Consider the following 21,988-nt stretch of genomic DNA (forward strand, 5'->3'; position numbering starts at 1 on the left):
ATGACTTTAAAGCAAGAAAACATATTAATTGTTGATGATGATATTAATATATTAGAACTTATCCAAAGACATTTACAAGATTTAAATTATCATAGTTATAAGGCAATATCTGTAAAAGAAGCCATTCAAATTTTAAAAGACACTTCTATCGACTTACTAATAACAGATCTTAAAATGCCTGAAGTTGATGGTTTTCAGTTGATTAAGTATGTGTCGGAACATTATCCATCATTGCCAAAATTAGTTGTTACGGGTTACCCATCATTACATGAGGCAGTTGATGTTATGAAATCTGGAGCTATTGATTATTTAGTAAAACCTTTTACTAAAGAAGAATTAAAAGAAGCGGTTTTAAAGTCATTTTTACAAAAACCAAAAACAAATTTTACATCATCTAAAGTTGAAAAATCAACTAATCAAAACTATGGTGAATTAATTGGAAATTCGAAAGAATTAAAAAAAGTGACTGAAATTATTGAAAGAGTAAAAAATAATAAAGCAACTGTTTTTATTCATGGAGAGAGTGGTACAGGAAAAGAATTAGTAGCAAGGGCAATTCATTATATGGGGAAATTTGCTCGTGCCCCATTTATAACAGTTAATTGTGCAGCCATTCCAGAATCTTTATTGGAGTCCGAATTATTTGGGTATGTAAAAGGAGCTTTTACGGGTGCGGATTCTAATAGAAATGGTTTTTTTCAAGCTGCTAATACTGGAACTATTTTTTTAGATGAAATTGGAAGCGCGCCATTGGCTGTTCAGGCAAGATTATTAAGAGTGCTACAAGAAAAAGAAATTACTAAAATTGGTTCGCAAAAAGTTGAAAAATTAGATTTGAGAGTTATTACGGCTACCAATAATAATTTAGAGGAACTCATTCAAAAAAAATTATTTAGAGAAGATTTATATTACCGTTTAACGGTAGTTCAAATTAAGATTCCACCACTTAGAGATAGAAAATCTGATATTCCTCTTTTAGTTGATAAATTTTTATTTAAGTATGGAGTAGAGTATAAAGATAAATTTATAAAAATTTCATCGGAAGCAATGGAAATTTTAATGCGTAATCACTGGCAAGGAAATATTAGGGAACTTGAAAACGTAATACAACAAGCTGTAATTTTATGCGATAATAATATTGAGATTAAAGATTTACCTAACTATCTTAAATTTAAAATTAATTTTGAAAATTCTACATTATTACCCCTTAAAGAATTTGAAAAAAACTACATTCTTAAAGTTTTAGCAGCTACTAACAATAACAAAACTAAAGCTGCGGAGATTCTTCAAATTGATAGAAAAACACTACGTCAAAAAATTCAATAGAAAATTTACATTTAACTGAGAGTTTTTGTTTCACATGGGGAATATTTCCTCAATTCATTTTATTTAAAAAATTCCTCAATGCGCTTGTAATCAAGTTGTTGAGTAATTATTTAGTTGCCTTTTATAGATTTGGAATAACTATTGATATTTGTATTTAAAATTAAATAATATCATTATGTATAAAATAGATAGTAGTTTATGTTCGACTTGCATTCATTTAAAGTCTTGTACATTAACTGAGAGTAAGCGATTTATTTGGTCATGTAGTGAATTTGAAGTAAATAAAATTAATAAAAAACATGATATAGAGATTAAAAAAACAGAATTTGAATTTAATTAAAAATTAAACTTGTTAAAAAAATGCCATTATTTTATAATCACGAATCTGATGAAGAAATAAGTGTAAAGCTGCAAACTAAAGAGTTGGCTAATTGGATTGAGCATTTAGAGTTTGTAACCACTGAAATAAATCATTTACTTAAGTTAAAAAAAGAGTTAGTAATAAATAAAATTTTAGAAAAAGAGTTGCTTGATAAAAAAGAAGAAAATGAAGTTTTATTGAGTATTTTCTATAATTACAGAAGTAAAGTTGAAAATTCTATTGAATGTATGGATATAGCTTGTGATATGTATTATCTTAACCAGCAAGAGATTTTTAGAGAACAGTATTTATTTCATATCAGAGAATATAGAGTTTTAAAAGCTGAAATTTTAGCATAATTTTTTAATGTGTTTGAGTAAAAATTGTTATGAAAAAGCCATGATTCACCATAATAATTGGTGTTGATGTTTAATTTGCTAAGCGTATTTAAAGCGTGTGTAAAAACTTACACACGCTCATACGCGATTATTTATTTAAATTTTCACGTTTCTTAATCTAAGTGCATTGGTAATTACAGATACAGAGCTAAAACTCATAGCAACTGCAGCAATAATTGGAGAGAGTAAAACACCAAAAATTGGGAATAATAATCCTGCGGCAATTGGTACTCCTAAAATGTTGTAAGCAAATGAAAAGAATAAATTTTGTTTTATATTTTTAAGGGTCTTTTTGCTTAGTGTATTAGCTTTAACAATACCTTCTAAATCTCCTTTAACCAAAGTTATTTCAGCACTTTCTATGGCCACATCTGTACCAGTACCCATAGCAATGCCTATATTAGACTGTGCTAATGCTGGAGCATCATTAATACCATCACCTGCCATAGCTACAATGTTACCTTTTTCCTGTAGTTTTTTAATATAATCTAATTTATCTTTTGGTAAACAATTCGCTTTATAATTACTCAACTTTAATTCATCAGCAACGGCTTTAGCAGTATTTTCATTATCTCCTGTTAACATAATAACCTCAATTCCTTCTTTTATTAGATTGTGGATAGCCCTTTTACTGCTATCTTTAATAGCATCTGAGATGCTTACATAACCTAACGCAATATTATTAATAGCTATATAAGAAACTGTTTTACCAAGTTTTTGTTCAGAAAGAATTTCTTTTTTTAAAGTTGAAGGAATTTTGGCGTTTATGGTTTCCATCAATTTTAAATTTCCTAAAGCAATTTTAGTTTGTTGAATGGTTCCTACAACTCCCATTCCTGAAATAGCTTCAAAGTCGGGTACTTTAGTTAATGCTGCATTTTTTTTATGGGCATATTGTACAATGGCCTTAGCCAAAGGATGTTCACTATATTGATTTAAAGAGGCTATATATCCTAAAACTATTTCGGGCTTTTCATCTAAAATGTAAATTTTTTCAACTGAAGGTCTTCCCTCTGTAATTGTACCTGTTTTATCTGTAATTAAGACATTTACTTTATTCATAATTTCTAGAGCTTCTGCATTTTTTATTAAAATTCCATTTTGAGCTCCTTTTCCTATACCAACCATCACAGACATTGGTGTTGCCAAACCTAGAGCACAAGGACAAGCTATAATTAAAACGGCTACCGAATTTACAAAAGCATAAACCAATGCCGGATCTGGCCCAAAATTGGCCCAAACAATAAATGTTATAATAGATATAACAACCACAATAGGAACAAAGTATTTAGAAATGGTATCTGCTAATTTTTGGATAGGAGCTCTAGATCTACTCGCATCACTTACCATTTTTACAATTTGAGATAAAAGGGTTTCAGAACCTACCTTTTGGGCTTTCATTACAAAAGATTTTGTAGTATTGATGGTTCCAGAATTTACATTATCATTAACCGATTTATCTACAGGAATAGGTTCTCCTGTAATCATAGATTCATCAATACTACTCGAACCTTCTACAATAATTCCATCAACGGGAATTTTTTCACCTGGTTTTACACGTAGCAAGTCATTAACTTTAATAGTGTTAATTGCCACTGTTTTATCAACCCCATTGATAACTAATGTAGCTTCTGAAGGAGCTAATTTTAATAGCTCTTTAATTGCTCCACTGGTTTTGCTATGTGCTTTAGCTTCTAACAATTGCCCTAATAAAACTAAAGTAAGAATTACTGCAGTTGCTTCAAAATAGATGTCTACATGACCAGACATCCCTTTAAATTCTGAAGGAAATACTTCTGGAAAAAATAAACCAATTATACTAAATATAAAAGCCGCTCCTGTTCCAATACCAACTAAGGTAAACATGTTTAAATTCCAAGATACTATGGATTTCCAGCATCTTACAAAAAACATCCAGCAAGTATAAAACACAATTGGAATGGTTAAAATAAACTGCAGCCAATCCCAAAAATATTGTGAAGTAATTTCTAAAAGTGGATTTTTAGGTAAATGTGATGACATAGATATGAAGAAAACAGGAATTGCTAATAAAGCTGAAATTTTCATCTTTTTAACTAACTCTTTATAGGTTTTATCTTCTTCGCTTTTGCTAGGCTCCATTAAAACTAAATCCATTCCACATTTAGGGCATAACCCTGGAGTATTCTGAATTATCTCAGGGTGCATTGGACAGGTATAAGTTGTTTCTTGACTAAGTTTAGGTTGTTCAATTAAATCCATTCCGCAAACTGGACATCCTACGTTTTTAGTATAGGTTTTAGTTCCTTCACACTGCATTGGACAATAAAAAACACCATTTCCTTTTTTTTCAGAGGTATTAGAGTGTTTTTTTTTGTCCTTTTTCCCGACGTTTGGTAATTCAATGGTATAATGTAAACCTGCATTTGTTAAAACTTGTTGTAAGTTTTCTATTGTAATATGCGAAGTCATGTCAATAATAACTTCTTTAGTTTTCAAATTTACAGTAACTTTTTTAACTTCTTTTAGGGTAGTTAATGCAGTTTCAACATTATTTTTACAACCTGAACAGGTCATTCCTGAAATGTAATAGGTATGTTTCATAAACCTTAATTTTAAATTTGATACACTTTTTTTTGAGTGTTTTGGGCTATGATATTTGTATAATAATATGGTAAAAAAAGAGAGTTTTTAGAACTCCACTTTTTAATTGCTAAAATTTTATTTTAATTTTTTAGGTGTTTATGTTCACCTTTTTTGTTTTTTTCAAGTTCTTTTAAAGTCAAATTCATTCCACATTTTGGACATTTACTAGGTTGGCTATTTTTAATATCTAGATGCATTGGGCACGTATAAATGGGTTTTATTTTTTTAAGATTCATACCACATTCTGAACATTTACCAGGTTTATCACTTTGAATTGCTGAATGCATTGGACAGACGTAGGTATTTTTGTTTTTTACTTTAGAATGATTCATATCCATTTTTGTTGAATCATGTTTTACTTTTGTTTGCTTTTTTTGTTGAGAGAAAGCTGTTACTGTTGAAAAAAGTCCTATCAATAGAACAATGCTTAAAATTTTTGTTTTCATGTTTTTAGTGTTTAATTTACGATACTTATTAAAGTGTAAAAGTCTAAATATTTCAAAAGTTAATTGTGCACAATTTAGGTTAAATTGTATCTAATTTTTTTCGAGAACTTTGTTTTTTGTATTCAGTTGGTGTAAGCCCTGTAACCTTTTTAAACTGCCGAGAAAGGTGTTGAGGACTGCTATAATTTAGATCATAAGAAATTTGACTTAAGGTTAATTCGTTATAAACTAGCAATTCTTTAACTCTTTCAATTTTTTGCAGAATGATATATTTTTCAATAGTATTTTTCTCTAAATCAGAGAAAATTTTACTTAATTGAGAATAATTTAAACCGATTTTTGATGCTAAAAAAGCGGAGTAATTTTGATTTAATAATTGATGTTTTTTGTGATGAATATTTTCAATAATTACCGTTTTTATTTGATTTATTATTTTAGCTTCAAACGTTTCAACAATTTCAAAACCCTCCTTTTTTAGAAGGGTTTTTAAAATTGTTAATTCATGTTCTGTAAGTGTATTTTTGAAATGAATTTCACCTAATTTTACACATATAAATTTCAGGTTGTTTTTTCTAAGTTCTTCAGTGATAACTTTAATACAGCGATCACAAACCATATTTTTTATTGCAATTGTGAAATTCTCGAGTCTCATGTTTTTGAATTTTGTGATAGAACTACTTGCTGGTTATTCAATAGTTGCTTGTACTACACCACATTTTAGCATCATTTCTCCATAATAAGGGTTTTCTATATTTTCATTCAAACTTAACCAAATAGCACCTTTATCGCTGTTTGCCATTGGACAAAATTGTTTATATACTTTTTGATTTGCACCAAAACTTTCAACAGATTTAGTAATGTTATTAGATAGTGAAATAAACGAATTTCTTTGGGCTTTAATATCATTTGTGATTTCTATTTCTTTTGCAGAAGTAGTCAACTTATTTAAAAGAGTCATCCATAACTTATGAGATTTATTTTCAGTTAATAACTTCATATCTACAAGTTGTAAATTTTTCAACAAAATTGAAGCTTCTTTTTGAGCGACATTAGAATTATCATTCACCAATGCATCTTTAACTTGTAAATAAGCTAAGAGCACTTCATGAAGCTGTTGTTGAAATTTTAAAGGAACGTTTATTTGTTCAATACTATTTGTTGTTTCTTCTAGATTTGAAGTTTCTTGCATTCCAATATGATTTTCGTGTCCAGTAATTACGTTACCACTTTTTGTATTCATCATGCTTTTTTTACCTTGTAATTGTGCTGCAGCATCTATGGTAAAGGTTCCATTAGTAACAATTTCTTCTTGTTCATACAATCCATCTAAAATTTCATAACTATTGCCAATCTCATTTCCTAAAGTTACTTCTCTCATTTCAAAAACAGGTTCTAGACCTTCTTTTTTTACATAAACTACAGATCTTTCACCAGTCCACAAAACAGCTGATTTAGGGATGATTAGTGTTTTTTGTTGGTTGTTTTTTGTATTTGAAGGTGTAATAAAACCTTTAATAAACATTCCAGGTTTAAGAGTTCCTTTAGGATTGTTTAATTCAGCCCTAACAGTTACCGTTCTAGTTAATGTGTTTAATATTGGGTCAATAAATGAAATTTTAGCTTTAAACTCTTTGTTTGGGTTTGCATTGGTGGTTATACGAATTTCATCTCCCAATTGGATACTGGAAAGTTGTTTTTCATACGCATCAAAATTTGCCCAAACAGTAGTTAAGTTAGCAATAGTAAAAAGCCCTTGACCTTCTTTAATATAAGTACCTTCTTCAACCATTTTTGTACTAACCACGCCAGTAACATTTGCGTAAACAGGAAAATTAGTAATAATGGTTTTCGATTTCTCAATTTTATGAATCTGATTTTCTGAAAGTTTCCATAATTTTAGTTTGTTTTTTACAGCATTGTATAAGCTTACATCAGAATTTTTAATTTCTGAAGCTGTCAATAATTCTTTTTGAGCTGTTACTAATTCTGGAGAATAGATAAGAGCCAATGGTTGTCCTTTTGTTACCATTTCTCCTGTTGAATTTACAAATAGTTTTTCAATTCTTCCTCCAAAATGAGCTGTTTGTATGGCATTTGTTTTTTCATTTTCTTTAATTTTTCCAACAAGAAAAAGCCCTTCTTTAGGAGTAGTATTAAAGCCTATAACGGTGGTTTCTATATTAGCCAAAGCCAAAGCATTTGTACTCATTTTAAACTCATTAGCTGTTAGTCCATCAGCTGAAGTTTCAGCAGGAATTAAATCCATACCACAAATTGGGCAATCTCCAGGTTCAGGTTGCATAATTTGAGGATGCATTGAACAGGTCCATTGTTGATTTTCTGTTTGAGAAGTTTCGTGATTGTGGTTTTCTTCTACATTTGAAGAATTTCCAAATAACAACCATCCTGAAATTAGACCAGTTGTTAATATTCCTATGTAAATTATATATTTTTTCATCTTAGTTATCTTTTGTTAAAAATTCTAGAGTTGATTTTTGAATTTCATACTCTTTTTCTGAAATCACTTTTTTTAGTTGAAATTTTAATTGTAATTGCTGAATTTCAAGTAATTGTTCAAAATCAATTTTTGAAGTTTCATAAGCAGCTAACAATACTTTTTTTGCACTTTCTGCCTCATCAATATTTTTGATTTGTGTTGCAATTGAAACCTTTGAATTAGAAAGTTTACTTTTTGCATTTTCAAAAATGGTTTGTAATTGATTGTATGTATTAACTTTAGTTATTTCAATTGCTTTTTGCTCTAATTGTAATTGCTTTTGTTTAGAGCTGTATTTTTTAGAAAACAAAGGAAATGAAACGGTAACCATTGGCATAACAATATCTTTTCCGTTATCAGCAAGGTTTTCAACAGCTCTATTTTCAATAAAACCATAGTCTAAGCCAATTCCTATAGTTGGTAAACTTTCTTTTTGAGTTGCTAATTCAGTTTTTTTAGTAGCACTTTTTAAATTATCCAATGCTAACATTTTTGGATTGCTAGAAATGTCTTCTTTGTTAAAAGTTTGTAAATCAATAATTGTTATATGATCAGCAATTGATATAACTTCGTTTTGATTTCTATTTAATAAAAGGTTGAAAGTAATTTTTTTAGCTTTCAAATTTTCTTGAATGGTATTTAATTGGTTTGTAAGCTCATTTTTTTCGATTCTAATTTTAAGAACTTCTACCATTGTAGATCGATTATTTTCTAATGCATTAAGTGCTAAATTTTCAAAAGTGTTCAGAATTTCAATATTTTGTAGTAAAATATCTTCTTTAGCTTTTAATTCAAACAACTCAAAATATGCAGTTTTAATTGCCAAAAAGAGCTTTCTTTTTGCAAAATCATAAGTGTTCAACTGGGCTTTAGCCTTAAATTGAGCACTTTCTTTTTTTGCATTTAAAGTACCAAACCAAGGCAACATTTGTGAAGCTGAGATTTTAGCTTTTTGAGCCCCAACTCTTGTTTCTACTTCTTGAGCAAAATACCCTACCGATATATTAGTATTTGGAATGCTACCCACTTCATTTATTTTTTCTAAAGCACTTTGATATTGATATTGAATGGCTTTTAATTCAGGGCTGTTTTCTGCAGCAATAGTTAAATAATTATCTAAAGTTTGCGAATGAGCTGTGAAGCTAATTAACAGCAAAATTATATGTATTAATTTAGTTTTCATTTTTCACTTTTTTTAATGAAACTTCTTGTTTAAGGCTGTATAATACTGGTACAACAAATAAGGTGATTAAAGCAATTAACATGCCTCCAAAACTTGGAATTGCCATTGGAATCATAATATCAGAACCTCTACCTGTTGAAGTTAAAACTGGTAGTAAAGCAAGCATTGTGGTGGCTGTTGTCATTAAACAAGGGCGAATTCTTTTTTCTCCTGCTTCAATTACAGAAGTTCTTATTTCTTGTGTTGTTGTTGGTTTATTTTTTTTAAAAGTTTGTGTTAAATAGGTCGCCATTACTACACCATCATCGGTAGCAATTCCAAATAACGCAATAAAACCAACCCAAACAGCAACACTTAAATTAATAGGATCCATTTGAAATAATTCACGAAGATTTACTCCAAAAACATCAAAGTTTAAAAACCATGACTCTCCATACAGCCATATCATCATAAAACCTCCAGCAAAAGCAACAGCTATTCCTGTAAAAACCATGAATGAAGTTGTTACTGAACGAAATTGAAAATATAGAATTAAAAAAATGATGATTAAGGCTAAAGGAACTACTATCGATAATGTTTTTTCAGCTCTTAATTGGTTTTCATATGTTCCAGTAAATTGGTAATTAATGCCTTTAGGGATCACCAATTCTCCACGATCAATTTGACCTTGTATTGCTTTTTGAGCTCTTTCTACCACTGTTACTTCGGCTTCATCTTTTAGTTTGTCAAATAGCACGTAGCCAACCAAAAAGGTGTCTTCACTTTTTATCACTTGAGGGCCTTGTTCATATGTAATTGAGACCACTTCTGATAATGGTATTGGACTACCATTAGGTGTAGGAACATATATTTTCTCTAAATCTTTAGGACTTGTTCTTTGCTCTCTTGGATAGCGAACACGAACTCCGTATCTCTCTCTTCCTTCAACAGTTTGTGTTAATAATTTTCCTCCGACGGAAATTTCTAAGATACTCTGAATATTTTCGATATTTAATCCATATCTAGCCAATTTATCTCTGTCTATTTCTATAAGTAAATAAGGTTTTCCAACAATTCTATCGGCAAAAACCGCTTCTTTTTTTACACCAGGTATTTGTTTTAATACAGTTTCTAATTTTAAACCAAATTCTTCTATTTGTTTTAAATTTTGACCTTTAATTTTAATTCCCATTGGAGCACGCATACCTGTTTGTAACATAACCAAACGAGTTTCAATAGGTTGTAATTTTGGAGCTGAGGTTACACCTGGAAGCTTTGTTACTTTGACAATTTCATCCCAAATATCATCAGCATTTTTAATTTTTTTACGCCAGTTTCTGTAATACTCTCCTTTAGAATCTTTAATTAAATTTCTGGTTTCTATTTTGGTTCCTGAAGCAATAAACTGCCCTGAAATTGTTTCAAATAATCCATTGTTATTTACTTTAAATTTTAATCGTTTACCCTCTTTATCTAATTTGTATTCTGGTTTGTAAATAATAACATTTTCATACATAGAAAGTGGAGCCGGATCTAAAGCGCTTTCAACTCTACCTGCTTTCCCAACAACGGTTTTAATTTCAGGAATAGTTGCTACAGCCATATCTAATTGTTGTAAAACACGCTTGTTTTCGGCAATACCAGAATGTGGCATAGAAGTTGGCATTAACAAAAAAGAGCCTTCATTTAAAGCAGGCATAAATTCTTTACCTGTATTTTTCCATACACTTACACCTAAAATAATTATTAGTGTTGGAATACTTAAAAATAGTATTTTGTTATTTAATGCCCATTTTAAAATAGTTACATAAAACCTTCTAAAAAGAATAAAACCTCCGAGTAATCCAAAACAAATAATAGCTACAAAAATTAAATTTACACTAACTGAATAATCCACTCCTAAAGGTCTCCAATAAACGCTTAATAAGGTTATAATTGCAAGTGCTGAAATAATGATATTAACCAAATTTGATTTTTTTTCAGAAAGAATTTCTTTGATTTTTAAAAGGCCTGAAATACCAAATGCTATTAGTAATAAAGCAATATAATAACCACTAAATATACCAACAATACCTGTAATGATTAATCCAATATTCCCTATATATCTTCCTTTTTTTATGGATGATTTCCATCCAAATAACCAAGCAGCAAATGGGGGAATTAAAAATAAAGCAACAATTAAGGAAGCGGTTAACGCCATGGTTTTTGTAAATGCTAAAGGTCTAAATAATTTACCTTCAGCTCCTATCATAGTAAAAACAGGAATAAAACTAATAATGGTAGTCATTACTGCAGTAATAATTGCTCCAGAAACTTCAGTAGTTGCATTATAAACTAATCTATTAATAGGAGTTTTATGACCATCTTCATCCATATGCCTAATAATGTTTTCAGATAAAATAACACCTACATCTACCATAGTTCCAATAGCAATGGCTATTCCTGATAGTGCAACAATATTAGCATCTACATTAAATAATTTCATTGAAATAAAAACCATTAAAACGGCAATTGGTAAAAGACTTGAAATTAAAATGGAGGCTCTTAAGTTGAATACCATAACAATTATTACTAAAATTGTAATTAAAATTTCTAGAGTTAAAGCTTCATCTAAGGTGTTTAATGTTTCTTGAATCAATTCAGTTCTATCATAAAACGGAACTATAGTAAGTTGCGATGTTCTTCCATCTTTTAATACTTTTGAAGGTAGTCCGGCGCCAATATCAGTAATTTGTTTTTTGACATTGGTAATAACCTCCATTGGGTTTGCACCATAACGAGCTACTACAACGCCACCAACTACTTCAGCACCTTCTTTGTCTAATATTCCTCTTCTTTCTGCTGGGCCTAATGAAACTTTGGCAACATCCTTAATTAGAATTGAGGTAAAATTTGAAGAAGTTACTACAGCATTTTCAATATCTTCAACCGATTTAATATATCCCAATCCACGAACTAAATATTCTGCTTGATTAATTTCAATGGTTTTGGCACCAATGTCTTTATTGGTATTTCTTGCAGCATTTACAACTTGTTGTAATGAGATATTATATTCTTTTAAAATATCAGGATTAACATCTATCTGGTATTCTTGTACGTAACCACCAATTGAAGCAACCTCAGAAACTCCAGAAGCCGAAGATAATGCGTATTTAACGTAGTAATCTTGAATGCTTCTTAATTCATGTAAATCCCAGCCTCCTGTTACATTTCCGTGTTCATCTCTACCTTCTAAAGTATACCAATATATTTGACCAAGCCCTGTGGCATCAGGACCTAATGCTGGTTGAACATCGTTGGGTAATAATCCATTTGGAAGCGAGTTTAATTTTTCTAAAATTCGACTACGACTCCAGTAAAATTCAACATCTTCTTCAAAAATGATATAAATACTTGAAAGTCCAAACATTGAAGAACTTCTGATAGTTTTTACCCCTGGAATTCCTAATAAGGAGGTTGTTAATGGATAGGTAATTTGGTCTTCAATGTCTTGAGGAGATCTCCCATCCCATTTAGTAAAAACAATTTGTTGATTTTCTCCAATATCTGGAATAGCATCAACAGCAACTGGGTTTCTAGGAAAGTTTCCTGTTTCCCAATCAAATGGAGCCGTAGAAATACCCCATCCAATAAATACAACTAATATGAGTACGGCTACAAGTTTATTTTCTATTAAAAATTTAATGCTTTTATTTAGCATAAGTAAGTATTTTAAATTGTTTAGAATTTTATTGTTTTTTGCATAAAATGCACCACATTACAATCTCAGATTAATAAAAATTAATTGAGATAATATTTCTAAAAATTTAAAATCAAATTAAATAAACTTCGTCTAATACATGTATGTCCCTGACGAGTAGAGGAGGAGAGTAATCTTTAAATGGAACAATGTTTTTATCTAATCCTTCAAATAAATTAACATAGGTATAAATGAAAGATGCAACAAAAAAATGTTGTTCATAATTTAATTTAATGACATCTATTTTTAATTCGCTTTGTCCTTCAAATTGGATAATAACATCACTACAACAATTGTCTTTTTTAATAGTACAATCTTCAATTGGAGATGTTTGCATTTCCATACCGCAAGACTCAGCTTTAGAAAAAAGAGCGCTGTCCACTAGTAAATCACCACAAAAGTGTTCACTAATAGTAAATGACATTGTAGAAAAAAGTACTACAAATGCCATTAAAACAGCGGTTATTTTTTTAAAAACTTGTTTCATAAACTTTTACAAAGATACGATATTTTAGAATTATTTGTTTAAAACTTTGTTAAATACACTAAAAAGACTTCTATTTTTTTGTAAATGAATAAACAATGTTAAGTCAGTTTTTATGAATAAATACTATATTTGAAGTTGTTTAAATTAACAGTGTATTATTGCGAGGCATAATTCCATGATATTAAATACACAAAAAATATTGCCTATTTACTCTGATTATTTATTAGAGAATGTTTTTTTAGTTCATCCATTAGCAGTATTAAGTAATTGCGAAAAGATTAGATTGACTTATATCAAATAGCAAGGAGATATTTTATTAGATTGGAGATTGTTATCAACTTATAGTAGAGGTCAATTTATGTTGTAAACAACGCAAAAAATGGTTGTCCAAATATAAATGGCTTTTTTTAAATGTTAAATAAAAAATAGTTTAAATGATTATAAAAGAATTGAATGGAAACAAACCTCAGTTTGGGGATGATTGTTTTTTTGCAGAAAATGCGGTTGTAATTGGAGAAGTTTCTATGGGAAATCAATGTAGTATATGGTATAATGCAGTTATTAGAGGAGATGTTCACTACATTAAAATGGGAAATAAAGTAAATGTTCAAGACGGAGCTGTAATTCATGCTACGTATCAAAAGTATCCAACTAATATTGGAAATAGTGTATCAATAGGTCATAATGCCTTAGTACATGGATGCACCATACATGACAATGTATTAATTGGTATGGGAGCAATTGTTATGGATGATTGTGTTGTTGAAAGTAATTCTATTATTGCAGCTGGTGCGGTGGTTACCAAAGGAACTCATATAAAATCTGGGAGTGTATATGCAGGAGTTCCTGCAAAAAAGGTTAAAGATATTAGTGAAGAATTAGTTTCAGGTGAAATCGATAGAATTGCAAATAACTATGTGAAGTATGCTAGTTGGTATAAGTAAATTAACTAAAAGTCTAATTTTTCAACTCTAAAATTAATAGAAACATCTTTAATAATTTGTTCTAAAATTTTTGGTTCTGAATTTGTATATAGTTGATGAACTAAATTAGTTGTTGAATTTGCTAGCAACTTATTTTTTTCTAAAACACTTTTGGTTTGTTTTGCAACCGCTTCACCAGAATCAATTATAATTACATTTTCTCCTATAATTTTGGTTATTTGTGAAATTAAATATGGGTAATGTGTACAGCCTAATACTAAATGGTCTATATTAAATTGAAGCATAGGCTTTAAATACTTGGTAAGTAAAGTGTTTAATTCAGCCGAGTTTGTTTTGCCATTTTCTATTAGTGTTACTAAACCTTCACCATCTTGTTCAATAATAGTTATATTTTTAGTATATTCTTTGGCGGTTTTTGCAAATAGTTTACTACTAAGAGTTCCTTTAGTAGCTAAAATACCGATGGCTCCAGTTTTACTAAATAATGCGGCAGGTTTTATAGCAGGTTCAATACCTATAAATGGAATAGGGTAGTTTTCTCTTAAATAATCAATTGCATTTGTGGTAGCTGTATTGCAGGCAACAATAATTAATTTACATCCTTCTGAAATTAAAAATTCGGTGTTTTTAATAGCTAAGGTTAAAATTTCCTGAGAAGATTTTTCACCATAAGGTGCATTTTTACTATCTGCTAAGTAAATTGTTTTTTCATTAGGTAATAACTTAATAACTTCTTTCCAAATTGAAGTTCCGCCAATTCCAGAATCAAATAAGCCAATAGGTTGATTATTTTTTGTCATTATAGTTATCATCTCTTAGATTAAAAGTAAAAAAAATCCCGCTATTGCGGGATTAAATTTTATAAGAAATTAGGTTTTTTTAGTTAATTCCTAATTTAGCTTTTACAGCAGGAAGTAAATCTGTTCCATTAGCTACAATTAAAGTTGAAGCTTCTAAAACGTATGTAAAACCTTGTTCAGATGCAACATCTTCAATAGCTTTTTTAGCTTTTTCTAAAATAGGTTTTAGCTTTTCGTTTCTTTTTTTAGTGATATCTTCTCTTGCAACTTGAGATGCTTGATACAAGTTTTGTTGGTCTTGTTGTACTTCAATTCCTCTTTGTTGGTTAACCTCATCTGTTTGAGATTTAGCTTCAGCTTCGTATTTTTTTAATTTAGCTTCCAATTTGGCTTCTTCAGCTTTCAGTTCTGTTTCGTAAGTTTTGCTTAACTTTTCTAATTCCGTATTTAATACTTTAGTTTCAGGCATTAAGCTAATTAACAAATCTGTACTAATATGACCTACTTTTGTTTGTGCTTGTAAAGAATTAAATCCCAAAGTTATTATTGCAACTAATAATAAGGTTCTAAATTGTTTCATTTTTTTCTTGTTGTTTAAATTAATTATTCTTGTTTTTTTCTTCTTTGGCTTTTTTTGCCTCTTCAATTTCCTTTATTCGTTTTTTTCTTTTTTCTTCTATAGCTTTTTTAAGGTCTTCTCTTTTTTTAAGTTGAGCGGCTTTTTTAGCTTCAATTTTCTTTTGCAGGGCGGCTTTTTTTGCAGCTCTTTCATCTACTTTTTGTTCGGCTGCATCAGTTTTTTTATCATTTATATCGTTAATGCTCTCAACTTCGTTATTTTTATTTTTTCTTTCATTTGCTTCTTCAACTTTTTTAGTTCGTGTAATACTACTAATTACTAAATCACTAATGTCAAATGAAGAATTGGTGTACAGCATTATTAAATCGCTAGACTTATCTAAAACAAAATCGTATTTACGTTTTTTTGCAATATCTTGAATAGAGTTGTAAACTAAATCTTGTATTGGTTTTACTAATTGCTTTCTTAAAAAATATAAATCACCATCCGATCCAAAGTGTGCAATTTGTAATTGTTTTAATTCTAATTCTTTAATTTCAATGTCTTCTTCTTTATCAATTATTAATTCTTCTGTTAATAACGCTTTTTCATTAATTAATTCAGCTTTTAAATTGTCAATTTCTTTTTGTTGTTTTTCAATTTCAGTTTGCCATTTAGCTGCTTTTGCATTTATTTTTGCTTGAGCATCATTATATTCAGGAATATTTTCTAAAATATATTCCATATCAATATAACCTATTTTTTGAGCCTTTTGAGCAGTAATTGTAATGGTTGAAATTAAAAACGCAAATAAAAGAACTTTTTTTGTCATAACTAATATGTATTTAGAAAAAACCGTGCCAATTTAAAAATCATTACAAATATAACTGATTTAGTTTAAAATTGTTGTCCTATTATAAAGTGTGTTTGCCAACCAGATTTTTCTGTACCTCCAGGTAGAGGATCAAATCCATGAGCAAAATCAATTCCTAATAATCCAAATGCCGGCATAAAGATTCTTAAACCTAATCCGGCAGATCTTTTTAACTGAAAAGGATTGAAATTTTTAAAACCATCGTAGGAGTTACCAGCTTCTAAAAATCCTAAGGCGTAAATTGATGCAGAAGGTTTTAGGGTTATTGGGTAGCGAAGTTCTAATTGAAATTTATTATAAACAGTACCACCATCAATAGATGAAAGTCTTCCATTTTCGTAACCTCTTAATGCAATAGTTTCTCTACCATCTAATTGATAAGAAGCCATTCCATCACCACCTACAAAGTATCTTTCAAAAGGAGAATCTCCTAACTCTTTATTGTAGTTTCCTAAAATTCCAAATTCAGTATTAGTCATTACCACCAAGTCTTTAGTTAGTGCAGTATACCATTTCCCTTTAAAACTAACTTTGTAATACTCTAACCATTTATACTTTTCACTTAACTCCAAAGAGCTATAATCTTTATCATTAACCAATGAATATGGAAAAGTTAATTTTGCACCAATACTAAAGTCTGATCCGTAAGTTGGAAAAACAGGGTTTGCACCTGCAGAACTTCTTGCAAAAGTTAAGTTATATGCTAAATTATTTAAATTACCATTACTTAAAGTTAAATTTCCGATAGCCATTCCATATTCTTTTAAATCGTATAATTGATAGCTTATACTTTGTGATAAAGTGAAATAGTTATCAGGCCATTTTAAACGTTGACCTAAACCAATTGAAGCACCTATAATATTTAAGCGTTGATCTTTATCAACTTTATTAGTTAGGTAATTGTATCTAAATTGTTTTGAATTGTATATAGAAAATGATAATGATTTAGGTTTTTTACCACCTAACCAAGGTTCTGTAAATGAGAAACTTGAAGTGGTGTAATACCTACTTTTTTGTAAGCGTAGTGATAAAGATTGTCCATCTCCAGTAGGAAGCGGTTTGTACGCTTTTTTGTTAAATAAATTTCTTACTGAAAAGTTGTTAAAGGATAATCCTAGAGTTCCAATAAAAGATCCTCCACCATAACCTCCTTGTAATTCTATTTGACTTCCTCCTTTTTCAGCAACGGTATAATCTATATCTACTGTTTTATCTTGATAGTTTGGATTGATATCTGGTGTTATAGATTCTGCATCAAAAAAGCCTAATTGACCAATTTCTCTTATGGTTCTAATAATATCGCTTTTACTGTAAAGGTAACCAGGTTTGGTTCTTATTTCTCTATAAACTACATGGTCATTGGTTCTATCATTTCCATTCACAGTTACTTTTTTAATTTTTGTAGGCTCATCTTCATAAATTCTAATTTCAACATCAATAGAATCATTATTAACTCTAGTTTCAACAGGTAAAACACGAGAGAATAAATAACCGTTATTTTGATACAGTGTTGAAATGTCTTCTGAATTAGGGGTGCCATCTCCAGTAACTCTTTCTTTTAATACTTTTCCATTATAGGTGTCACCTTTCTCAATTCGTAGTATTTTTTGTAAATGATCATCAGTATATTTACTGTTTCCTAAAAATTGAATATTTCCAAAAAGGTACTTTTTTCCTTCTTCAACTTTAATGTTTAAGTTTAAAGTATTGTCATCGTTCCAAGTCATAGAATGATCTAAAACTCTAGCGTCTCTAAATCCTTTTTCACTATATGTTGTAACAATATTTTCAAGGTCTTCTTTAAAGTTTGCATCAATATATTTAGATCCTTTCCAGAATCTGCCAATCATTTTTTTCTTAGTATTTTTTAAAGCCTTTCTAAGCTTTTTTTGATTAAAGGCATCGTTACCTTCAAAGGTGATATTCTTAATTTTTATTTTTTCGCCTTTGTCAATATTAACTAACATATTAACGGTGTTAACTTGCGAACTATCGGGTCTAGTGTTTAAAGTAACTTTGGTTTTAAGGAATCCTTTTTCTTGATATTTCTTTTTAAAGTAATTTTTTGTAGTTACTATTAAATTATCTGTAACCATTGCTCCTTTTTTAAGTTCGGCATCAGATTGTAAATCTTTGGCTTTATTTTTTTTAACACCTGTAATAGTTACATTATTTAATTGTGGTAATTCTTCTATTTCAAATTCAAGGTAGGCAACATTTCCATCAATTTTTGAAATGTAAACTTCAACATTACTAAATTGTTTGGTTTCGTATAGTTTTTTTATGGCGCTGGTTAGTTTGTCACCAGGTAATTTTATTTCTTGACCAACTTTTAAACCTGTAAACACTTTTACGGTTTGTTCTTCAAATTTTTGGAGTCCTTTAACAGAAATTCCACCAAGTTCGTAGCTATTTTCTTTTATAAAAGCCGATGTTTTAGGAGTTGTTGGTTGAATGCTATCCTTAACTATGGTGTCAACTTTTGCTTGAATTTCTTTTAATTCATTTTCTTTTATTTCTTGTGCGTTAACTAAATTAACTGTAAAAAAAACTGATAAAAGTAAAAGGGCTATGTTTGATTTATTCATTGATTTTTTCAATTTGTTCACTTATTTTTCCGAATCTTCGTTCTCGGTTTTGATAATCTATTATTGCTTCAAATAAATTTTCTTTTCTAAAATCTGGCCAAAGGGTATCTGAAAAATACATTTCGGCATAGGCTAATTGCCATAATAAAAAATTACTGATTCTTTTTTCTCCGCTTGTGCGAATCATAAAATCAACATCAGGCAAAGAAAACGTATATAAATGATTATTTATAATATTTTCATTAATTTCTTCAATCTTAATTTGATTATTAACAACTTTTTTTGATATATTTCTGATAACATTAACAATTTCGTCTCTTGAACCATAGCTTAAAGCAAGCGTTAAAGTTAAAGCGGTGTTGTTTTTGGTTTTTTCAATTACCTCAGTAAGCTCAATATTAACCTTTTCAGGTAAAAGATTAATATTACCGATAGCGTTTAATTTGATATTGTTTTTTTGAAGTGTTTTTAATTCCTTTTTTAAAGATGAGACTAGTAAAGACATTAATGTTTTTACTTCTAAAGCGGGTCTATTCCAATTTTCTGTTGAAAATGCGTATAAGGTTAAATAATTTACTCCAATTTCGCCACAGCCTTCAATCACTTCTCTAACAGCGGTAACTCCATTTTTATGTCCAAACACCCTTGGTTTCCCTTTCAATTTTGCCCAACGACCATTTCCATCCATAATAATGGCAATGTGATTTGGAACTTTGTTTTCAGCAATATATGATTTTATATCTTTCATTAATAAGGGGTTGCATAACAAGGAGGTCTTCCAAAAGTATATACAATAGATATGCCACTTAGCATATACCAATCGTTACTTTTTGGGTTTCCAAAGGTTAGTGTATTTATTTTAGGATTATTATAATCTAGGTCATCAACAAATGTATATCTTGCTCTTAGTTCAAACGCCACTGCAAAATCATGAAATAATTTAGTTTTATAGCCTATACCAAAAGGAATAGCAAAAGAAGTGTTAGAAGTATATTCGTAATTTTTTGGAGCGGGTTCTTTTGAAACAATATTGTAATTAAAAGCAGCAAGTTCAACTAATAAATATGGTGTTTTACTTTTTCTGAAATCATCGATATTATATTCAAAAAAGTTAAATTCTAAACCAACAGCTAATTCTTTAATACTATTGTTAAACCCTATACCTCTGTAGTATCTTTGTTGGTTGGTAGAATTGGCATCATCGGCAGAAATATGAGCGTAAGTAAATGTACCTCTTAAAGCCATTCTTGGATTTATATTTTTTTTGTAAATAAGTCCTCCCATAAAATCATTCGGATTTATATAATATTCAGATCCGATATCTCCAATGTAATTGCTACCACCTACAAAAACACCAATTTCATGAATTTGAGCTATTGAACTTGTTGTTATTGAGATGAATGCAAAAAATACAATTAGTTTTTTCATAAATAAAATAGCGTGCAAATATAATTAATTATAGTTGCTTTTAGAAGTTTAACAATGTCTTTTTTGATAAACTCTTAAATACTCAAAATATTGTTGTTGAAACAACTAACACTAATTGCGAGTATCTTGTCCCCAAAGTAATTTTTCTCTAAGAGTTTTGATAAAAGTTTGTTGATTAATTTGAATCATTTTAAGTTTAAAATTTGATTTTTCAACAAAAACTTCTGTATTGCTATTGATGGTAGTAATTCGAGAATCTAGTGATAAGAAAAATTTATTTTCTCTACCGCTTACTATAAACTTAACAGCTGTTTCATCAGGAATAACTAAAGGTCTGGCGTTTAAATTATGTGGAGCTATAGGGGTTAATACAAAGTTTTTTGCTTGGGGTGTAATTATTGGTCCTCCACAACTTAATGAATATCCAGTAGAACCTGTTGGAGTTGCTATAATTAATCCATCTGCCCAATACGATGTTAAGTATTCATTGTCTAAATAGGTTTCAATAGTAATCATTGAAGCGGTATTTTTTCTGCTTACAGAAACTTCATTTAAAGCAAAATTTAGAGAAGCTAAACTGTCTATTTTTGGAGAAGTTTTTACAGATAATAATGAACGTTCTTTAACAATATATTTTTTTGAAACCAGTAATTCTACTGCATTTGAAATTTCTTCTTTTTGTACTGTTGCCAAAAAACCTAGCCTACCAGTATTAATTCCTACAATGGGTATGTTGGAGTCTCTAATAAAAGTTACGGCTCTTAAAATAGTACCATCTCCACCCATGGTAAACATAAAATCAAATGAACTATTTAAGTCTTTGTGAGATTTAAAAGTGGTTACATTTTTAATAGTAACATGTTTTTTAAGTCCGTTATAATAATTTTGTTCAATAACAAACTCTATAGAATGTTGTTGTAACGCTTGAAGTAAATGTTCAATGTAAATTATGTCTTCAGATTTAAAATATTGTCCGTAAATAGCAACTTTCATTCTTAAATATTTAAGTATTTTTGAAGATATTCCGATCGTTCTTTTAAATCTTCAATGTAAAAATCTTCTTTATGTTTGGAAAGAACCTTGTAGTTGTATCTTCTAAAAGATTGAATAATTTCATTCACATCTTGTGAGTTAAATTTCAAAGTAATTTTAACAATAGCAGCATTGGCTTCAGAAATAAAAAGACCTAAAACTTTGCCGTTATTTGATTCAACAATTTGACACACTTCACTAAAGGAATAATTGCGTTGTTCCTTTTCTAATAATAAAATAGTGCCTTCATTTTTTAAAAAAGGAGTACTGTTGTATAGGTGTAAAACATCTATTAAATCATAATAGCCAACATATTCTTTTTTTTCATTTATTACTGGAATCAAATTAGTTTCATTGGCAGCAAATATTTTTATAAGTTCGAGTAAATTATGATTTATTTCGGCAAAAAACAGTTTAAATAGATATTGAAAATCCCCTATTTCTTTTTCGTCATTTATAATTCCTTGCATATCTGTTTCAGAGATCAAACCAATAAGTTGTTTGTTATCTACAATTGGAAAATGGCAAATAGTAGTTTCATAAAATAGCGATTTTACATCTTTAACTTTTGTTTGAGGTGTAAAAGCTTTAAATTCTTTTAAAATGTAAGGGGTTGTTTCCATTACTTTAACTTTTATAATACAAATTAATCAAAAATAAAACCAAAATCATATTCTTAGTTCGTAAATTTGCAAACTCAATTAAAATTTAAAGGTTTTTAG

The 21,988-nt window shown here is 29.3% G+C and carries 18 protein-coding genes; 3 read left to right on the forward strand and 15 right to left on the reverse strand.

The annotated features are described in order from the left end of the window. Both ACFQZW_RS00605 and ACFQZW_RS00610 read left to right on the forward strand, forming a co-directional pair. Positions 1-1,326, forward strand: a complete 1,326-nt coding sequence (locus ACFQZW_RS00605; RefSeq protein ID WP_298286740.1) for a sigma-54-dependent transcriptional regulator — start codon at positions 1-3, stop codon at positions 1,324-1,326. 360 nt (positions 1,327-1,686) lie between these two features. Continuing rightward, positions 1,687-2,046 carry a hypothetical protein gene (locus ACFQZW_RS00610; RefSeq protein ID WP_386781279.1) on the forward strand — a complete coding sequence of 120 codons (360 nt, stop codon included), beginning with the start codon at positions 1,687-1,689 and terminating at the stop codon, positions 2,044-2,046. A 135-nt stretch (positions 2,047-2,181) separates the two neighbouring features. Here ACFQZW_RS00610 and ACFQZW_RS00615 read toward each other — a convergent pair whose 3' ends face one another. The 7 genes from ACFQZW_RS00615 to ACFQZW_RS00645 form a co-directional block, all read right to left on the reverse strand. Beyond that, positions 2,182-4,668, reverse strand: a complete 2,487-nt coding sequence (locus ACFQZW_RS00615) for a heavy metal translocating P-type ATPase (protein WP_386781280.1) — start codon at positions 4,666-4,668, stop codon at positions 2,182-2,184. 122 nt (positions 4,669-4,790) lie between these two features. Continuing rightward, the gene (locus ACFQZW_RS00620; protein WP_386781281.1) at positions 4,791-5,156 is read right to left on the reverse strand and encodes a heavy metal-binding domain-containing protein; all 366 of its coding nucleotides are present in this window, start codon (positions 5,154-5,156) and stop codon (positions 4,791-4,793) included. Positions 5,157-5,235: 79 nt separating this feature from the next. Then, the gene (locus ACFQZW_RS00625) at positions 5,236-5,808 is read right to left on the reverse strand and encodes a helix-turn-helix domain-containing protein (RefSeq protein ID WP_372802773.1); all 573 of its coding nucleotides are present in this window, start codon (positions 5,806-5,808) and stop codon (positions 5,236-5,238) included. 33 nt (positions 5,809-5,841) lie between these two features. After that, a complete protein-coding gene (locus tag ACFQZW_RS00630) occupies positions 5,842-7,614 on the reverse strand; it encodes an efflux RND transporter periplasmic adaptor subunit (protein ID WP_386781282.1) in 1,773 nt (590 codons plus the stop codon). A gap of 1 nt (position 7,615) precedes the next feature. Continuing rightward, complete coding sequence (locus ACFQZW_RS00635; RefSeq protein WP_298286750.1) at positions 7,616-8,836, reverse strand: TolC family protein; 1,221 nt, start codon at positions 8,834-8,836, stop codon at positions 7,616-7,618. Continuing rightward, positions 8,826-12,515 (reverse strand): efflux RND transporter permease subunit, encoded by a 3,690-nt coding sequence (locus ACFQZW_RS00640; protein WP_386781283.1) that lies wholly within the window; start codon positions 12,513-12,515, stop codon positions 8,826-8,828. Before ACFQZW_RS00640 ends, ACFQZW_RS00635 begins: the two co-directional genes overlap by 11 nt. A gap of 112 nt (positions 12,516-12,627) precedes the next feature. Beyond that, positions 12,628-13,041 (reverse strand): HYC_CC_PP family protein, encoded by a 414-nt coding sequence (locus tag ACFQZW_RS00645; protein WP_298286754.1) that lies wholly within the window; start codon positions 13,039-13,041, stop codon positions 12,628-12,630. A 434-nt stretch (positions 13,042-13,475) separates the two neighbouring features. On the opposite strand from ACFQZW_RS00645, the gene ACFQZW_RS00650 reads away from it, so the two are divergent. Next, positions 13,476-13,985, forward strand: coding sequence for a gamma carbonic anhydrase family protein (locus ACFQZW_RS00650; RefSeq protein WP_298264774.1), 510 nt, complete (start codon positions 13,476-13,478; stop codon positions 13,983-13,985). 5 nt (positions 13,986-13,990) lie between these two features. Here ACFQZW_RS00650 and murI read toward each other — a convergent pair whose 3' ends face one another. The 8 genes from murI to ACFQZW_RS00690 form a co-directional block, all read right to left on the reverse strand. Beyond that, positions 13,991-14,785 carry a glutamate racemase gene (murI, locus tag ACFQZW_RS00655; protein WP_386781284.1) on the reverse strand — a complete coding sequence of 265 codons (795 nt, stop codon included), beginning with the start codon at positions 14,783-14,785 and terminating at the stop codon, positions 13,991-13,993. A 79-nt stretch (positions 14,786-14,864) separates the two neighbouring features. Beyond that, complete coding sequence (locus ACFQZW_RS00660) at positions 14,865-15,365, reverse strand: OmpH family outer membrane protein (RefSeq protein ID WP_298264778.1); 501 nt, start codon at positions 15,363-15,365, stop codon at positions 14,865-14,867. A 19-nt stretch (positions 15,366-15,384) separates the two neighbouring features. Further along, positions 15,385-16,176, reverse strand: coding sequence for an OmpH family outer membrane protein (locus tag ACFQZW_RS00665; RefSeq protein ID WP_298264779.1), 792 nt, complete (start codon positions 16,174-16,176; stop codon positions 15,385-15,387). Positions 16,177-16,241: 65 nt separating this feature from the next. Beyond that, on the reverse strand, positions 16,242-18,806 hold the full coding sequence (bamA, locus tag ACFQZW_RS00670; protein WP_386781285.1) for an outer membrane protein assembly factor BamA: 2,565 nt from the start codon (positions 18,804-18,806) through the stop codon (positions 16,242-16,244). After that, positions 18,799-19,554 carry an isoprenyl transferase gene (locus ACFQZW_RS00675; RefSeq protein ID WP_386781286.1) on the reverse strand — a complete coding sequence of 252 codons (756 nt, stop codon included), beginning with the start codon at positions 19,552-19,554 and terminating at the stop codon, positions 18,799-18,801. Before ACFQZW_RS00675 ends, bamA begins: the two co-directional genes overlap by 8 nt. Next, positions 19,554-20,234 (reverse strand): type IX secretion system protein PorG, encoded by a 681-nt coding sequence (porG, locus tag ACFQZW_RS00680; RefSeq protein ID WP_386781287.1) that lies wholly within the window; start codon positions 20,232-20,234, stop codon positions 19,554-19,556. The genes ACFQZW_RS00675 and porG overlap by 1 nt, the downstream gene beginning before the upstream one ends. Positions 20,235-20,345: 111 nt before the next feature. Continuing rightward, on the reverse strand, positions 20,346-21,227 hold the full coding sequence (locus tag ACFQZW_RS00685) for an NAD kinase (protein WP_298264786.1): 882 nt from the start codon (positions 21,225-21,227) through the stop codon (positions 20,346-20,348). A 2-nt stretch (positions 21,228-21,229) separates the two neighbouring features. Next, the gene (locus tag ACFQZW_RS00690; protein WP_298264788.1) at positions 21,230-21,889 is read right to left on the reverse strand and encodes a CBS domain-containing protein; all 660 of its coding nucleotides are present in this window, start codon (positions 21,887-21,889) and stop codon (positions 21,230-21,232) included. Positions 21,890-21,988: the final 99 nt, after the last annotated feature.

Origin of the sequence: Lutibacter aestuarii, from assembly GCF_042676885.1 — a bacterium.
Classification (GTDB): Bacteria; Bacteroidota; Bacteroidia; order Flavobacteriales; family Flavobacteriaceae; genus Lutibacter; species Lutibacter aestuarii.

What these genes read in the sequence shown, in the direction of transcription:
- ACFQZW_RS00605 (WP_298286740.1), top strand. Translation starts at nt 1, where the DNA reads ATGACTTTAAAGCAAGAAAACATATTAATTGTTGATGATGATATTAAT.
- ACFQZW_RS00610 (WP_386781279.1), top strand. Translation starts at nt 1,687, where the DNA reads ATGCCATTATTTTATAATCACGAATCTGATGAAGAAATAAGTGTAAAG.
- ACFQZW_RS00615 (WP_386781280.1), bottom strand. Translation starts at nt 4,668, where the DNA reads ATGAAACATACCTATTACATTTCAGGAATGACCTGTTCAGGTTGTAAA.
- ACFQZW_RS00620 (WP_386781281.1), bottom strand. Translation starts at nt 5,156, where the DNA reads ATGAAAACAAAAATTTTAAGCATTGTTCTATTGATAGGACTTTTTTCA.
- ACFQZW_RS00625 (WP_372802773.1), bottom strand. Translation starts at nt 5,808, where the DNA reads ATGAGACTCGAGAATTTCACAATTGCAATAAAAAATATGGTTTGTGAT.
- ACFQZW_RS00630 (WP_386781282.1), bottom strand. Translation starts at nt 7,614, where the DNA reads ATGAAAAAATATATAATTTACATAGGAATATTAACAACTGGTCTAATT.
- ACFQZW_RS00635 (WP_298286750.1), bottom strand. Translation starts at nt 8,836, where the DNA reads ATGAAAACTAAATTAATACATATAATTTTGCTGTTAATTAGCTTCACA.
- ACFQZW_RS00640 (WP_386781283.1), bottom strand. Translation starts at nt 12,515, where the DNA reads ATGCTAAATAAAAGCATTAAATTTTTAATAGAAAATAAACTTGTAGCC.
- ACFQZW_RS00645 (WP_298286754.1), bottom strand. Translation starts at nt 13,041, where the DNA reads ATGAAACAAGTTTTTAAAAAAATAACCGCTGTTTTAATGGCATTTGTA.
- ACFQZW_RS00650 (WP_298264774.1), top strand. Translation starts at nt 13,476, where the DNA reads ATGATTATAAAAGAATTGAATGGAAACAAACCTCAGTTTGGGGATGAT.
- murI (WP_386781284.1), bottom strand. Translation starts at nt 14,785, where the DNA reads ATGACAAAAAATAATCAACCTATTGGCTTATTTGATTCTGGAATTGGC.
- ACFQZW_RS00660 (WP_298264778.1), bottom strand. Translation starts at nt 15,365, where the DNA reads ATGAAACAATTTAGAACCTTATTATTAGTTGCAATAATAACTTTGGGA.
- ACFQZW_RS00665 (WP_298264779.1), bottom strand. Translation starts at nt 16,176, where the DNA reads ATGACAAAAAAAGTTCTTTTATTTGCGTTTTTAATTTCAACCATTACA.
- bamA (WP_386781285.1), bottom strand. Translation starts at nt 18,806, where the DNA reads ATGAATAAATCAAACATAGCCCTTTTACTTTTATCAGTTTTTTTTACA.
- ACFQZW_RS00675 (WP_386781286.1), bottom strand. Translation starts at nt 19,554, where the DNA reads ATGAAAGATATAAAATCATATATTGCTGAAAACAAAGTTCCAAATCAC.
- porG (WP_386781287.1), bottom strand. Translation starts at nt 20,234, where the DNA reads ATGAAAAAACTAATTGTATTTTTTGCATTCATCTCAATAACAACAAGT.
- ACFQZW_RS00685 (WP_298264786.1), bottom strand. Translation starts at nt 21,227, where the DNA reads ATGAAAGTTGCTATTTACGGACAATATTTTAAATCTGAAGACATAATT.
- ACFQZW_RS00690 (WP_298264788.1), bottom strand. Translation starts at nt 21,889, where the DNA reads ATGGAAACAACCCCTTACATTTTAAAAGAATTTAAAGCTTTTACACCT.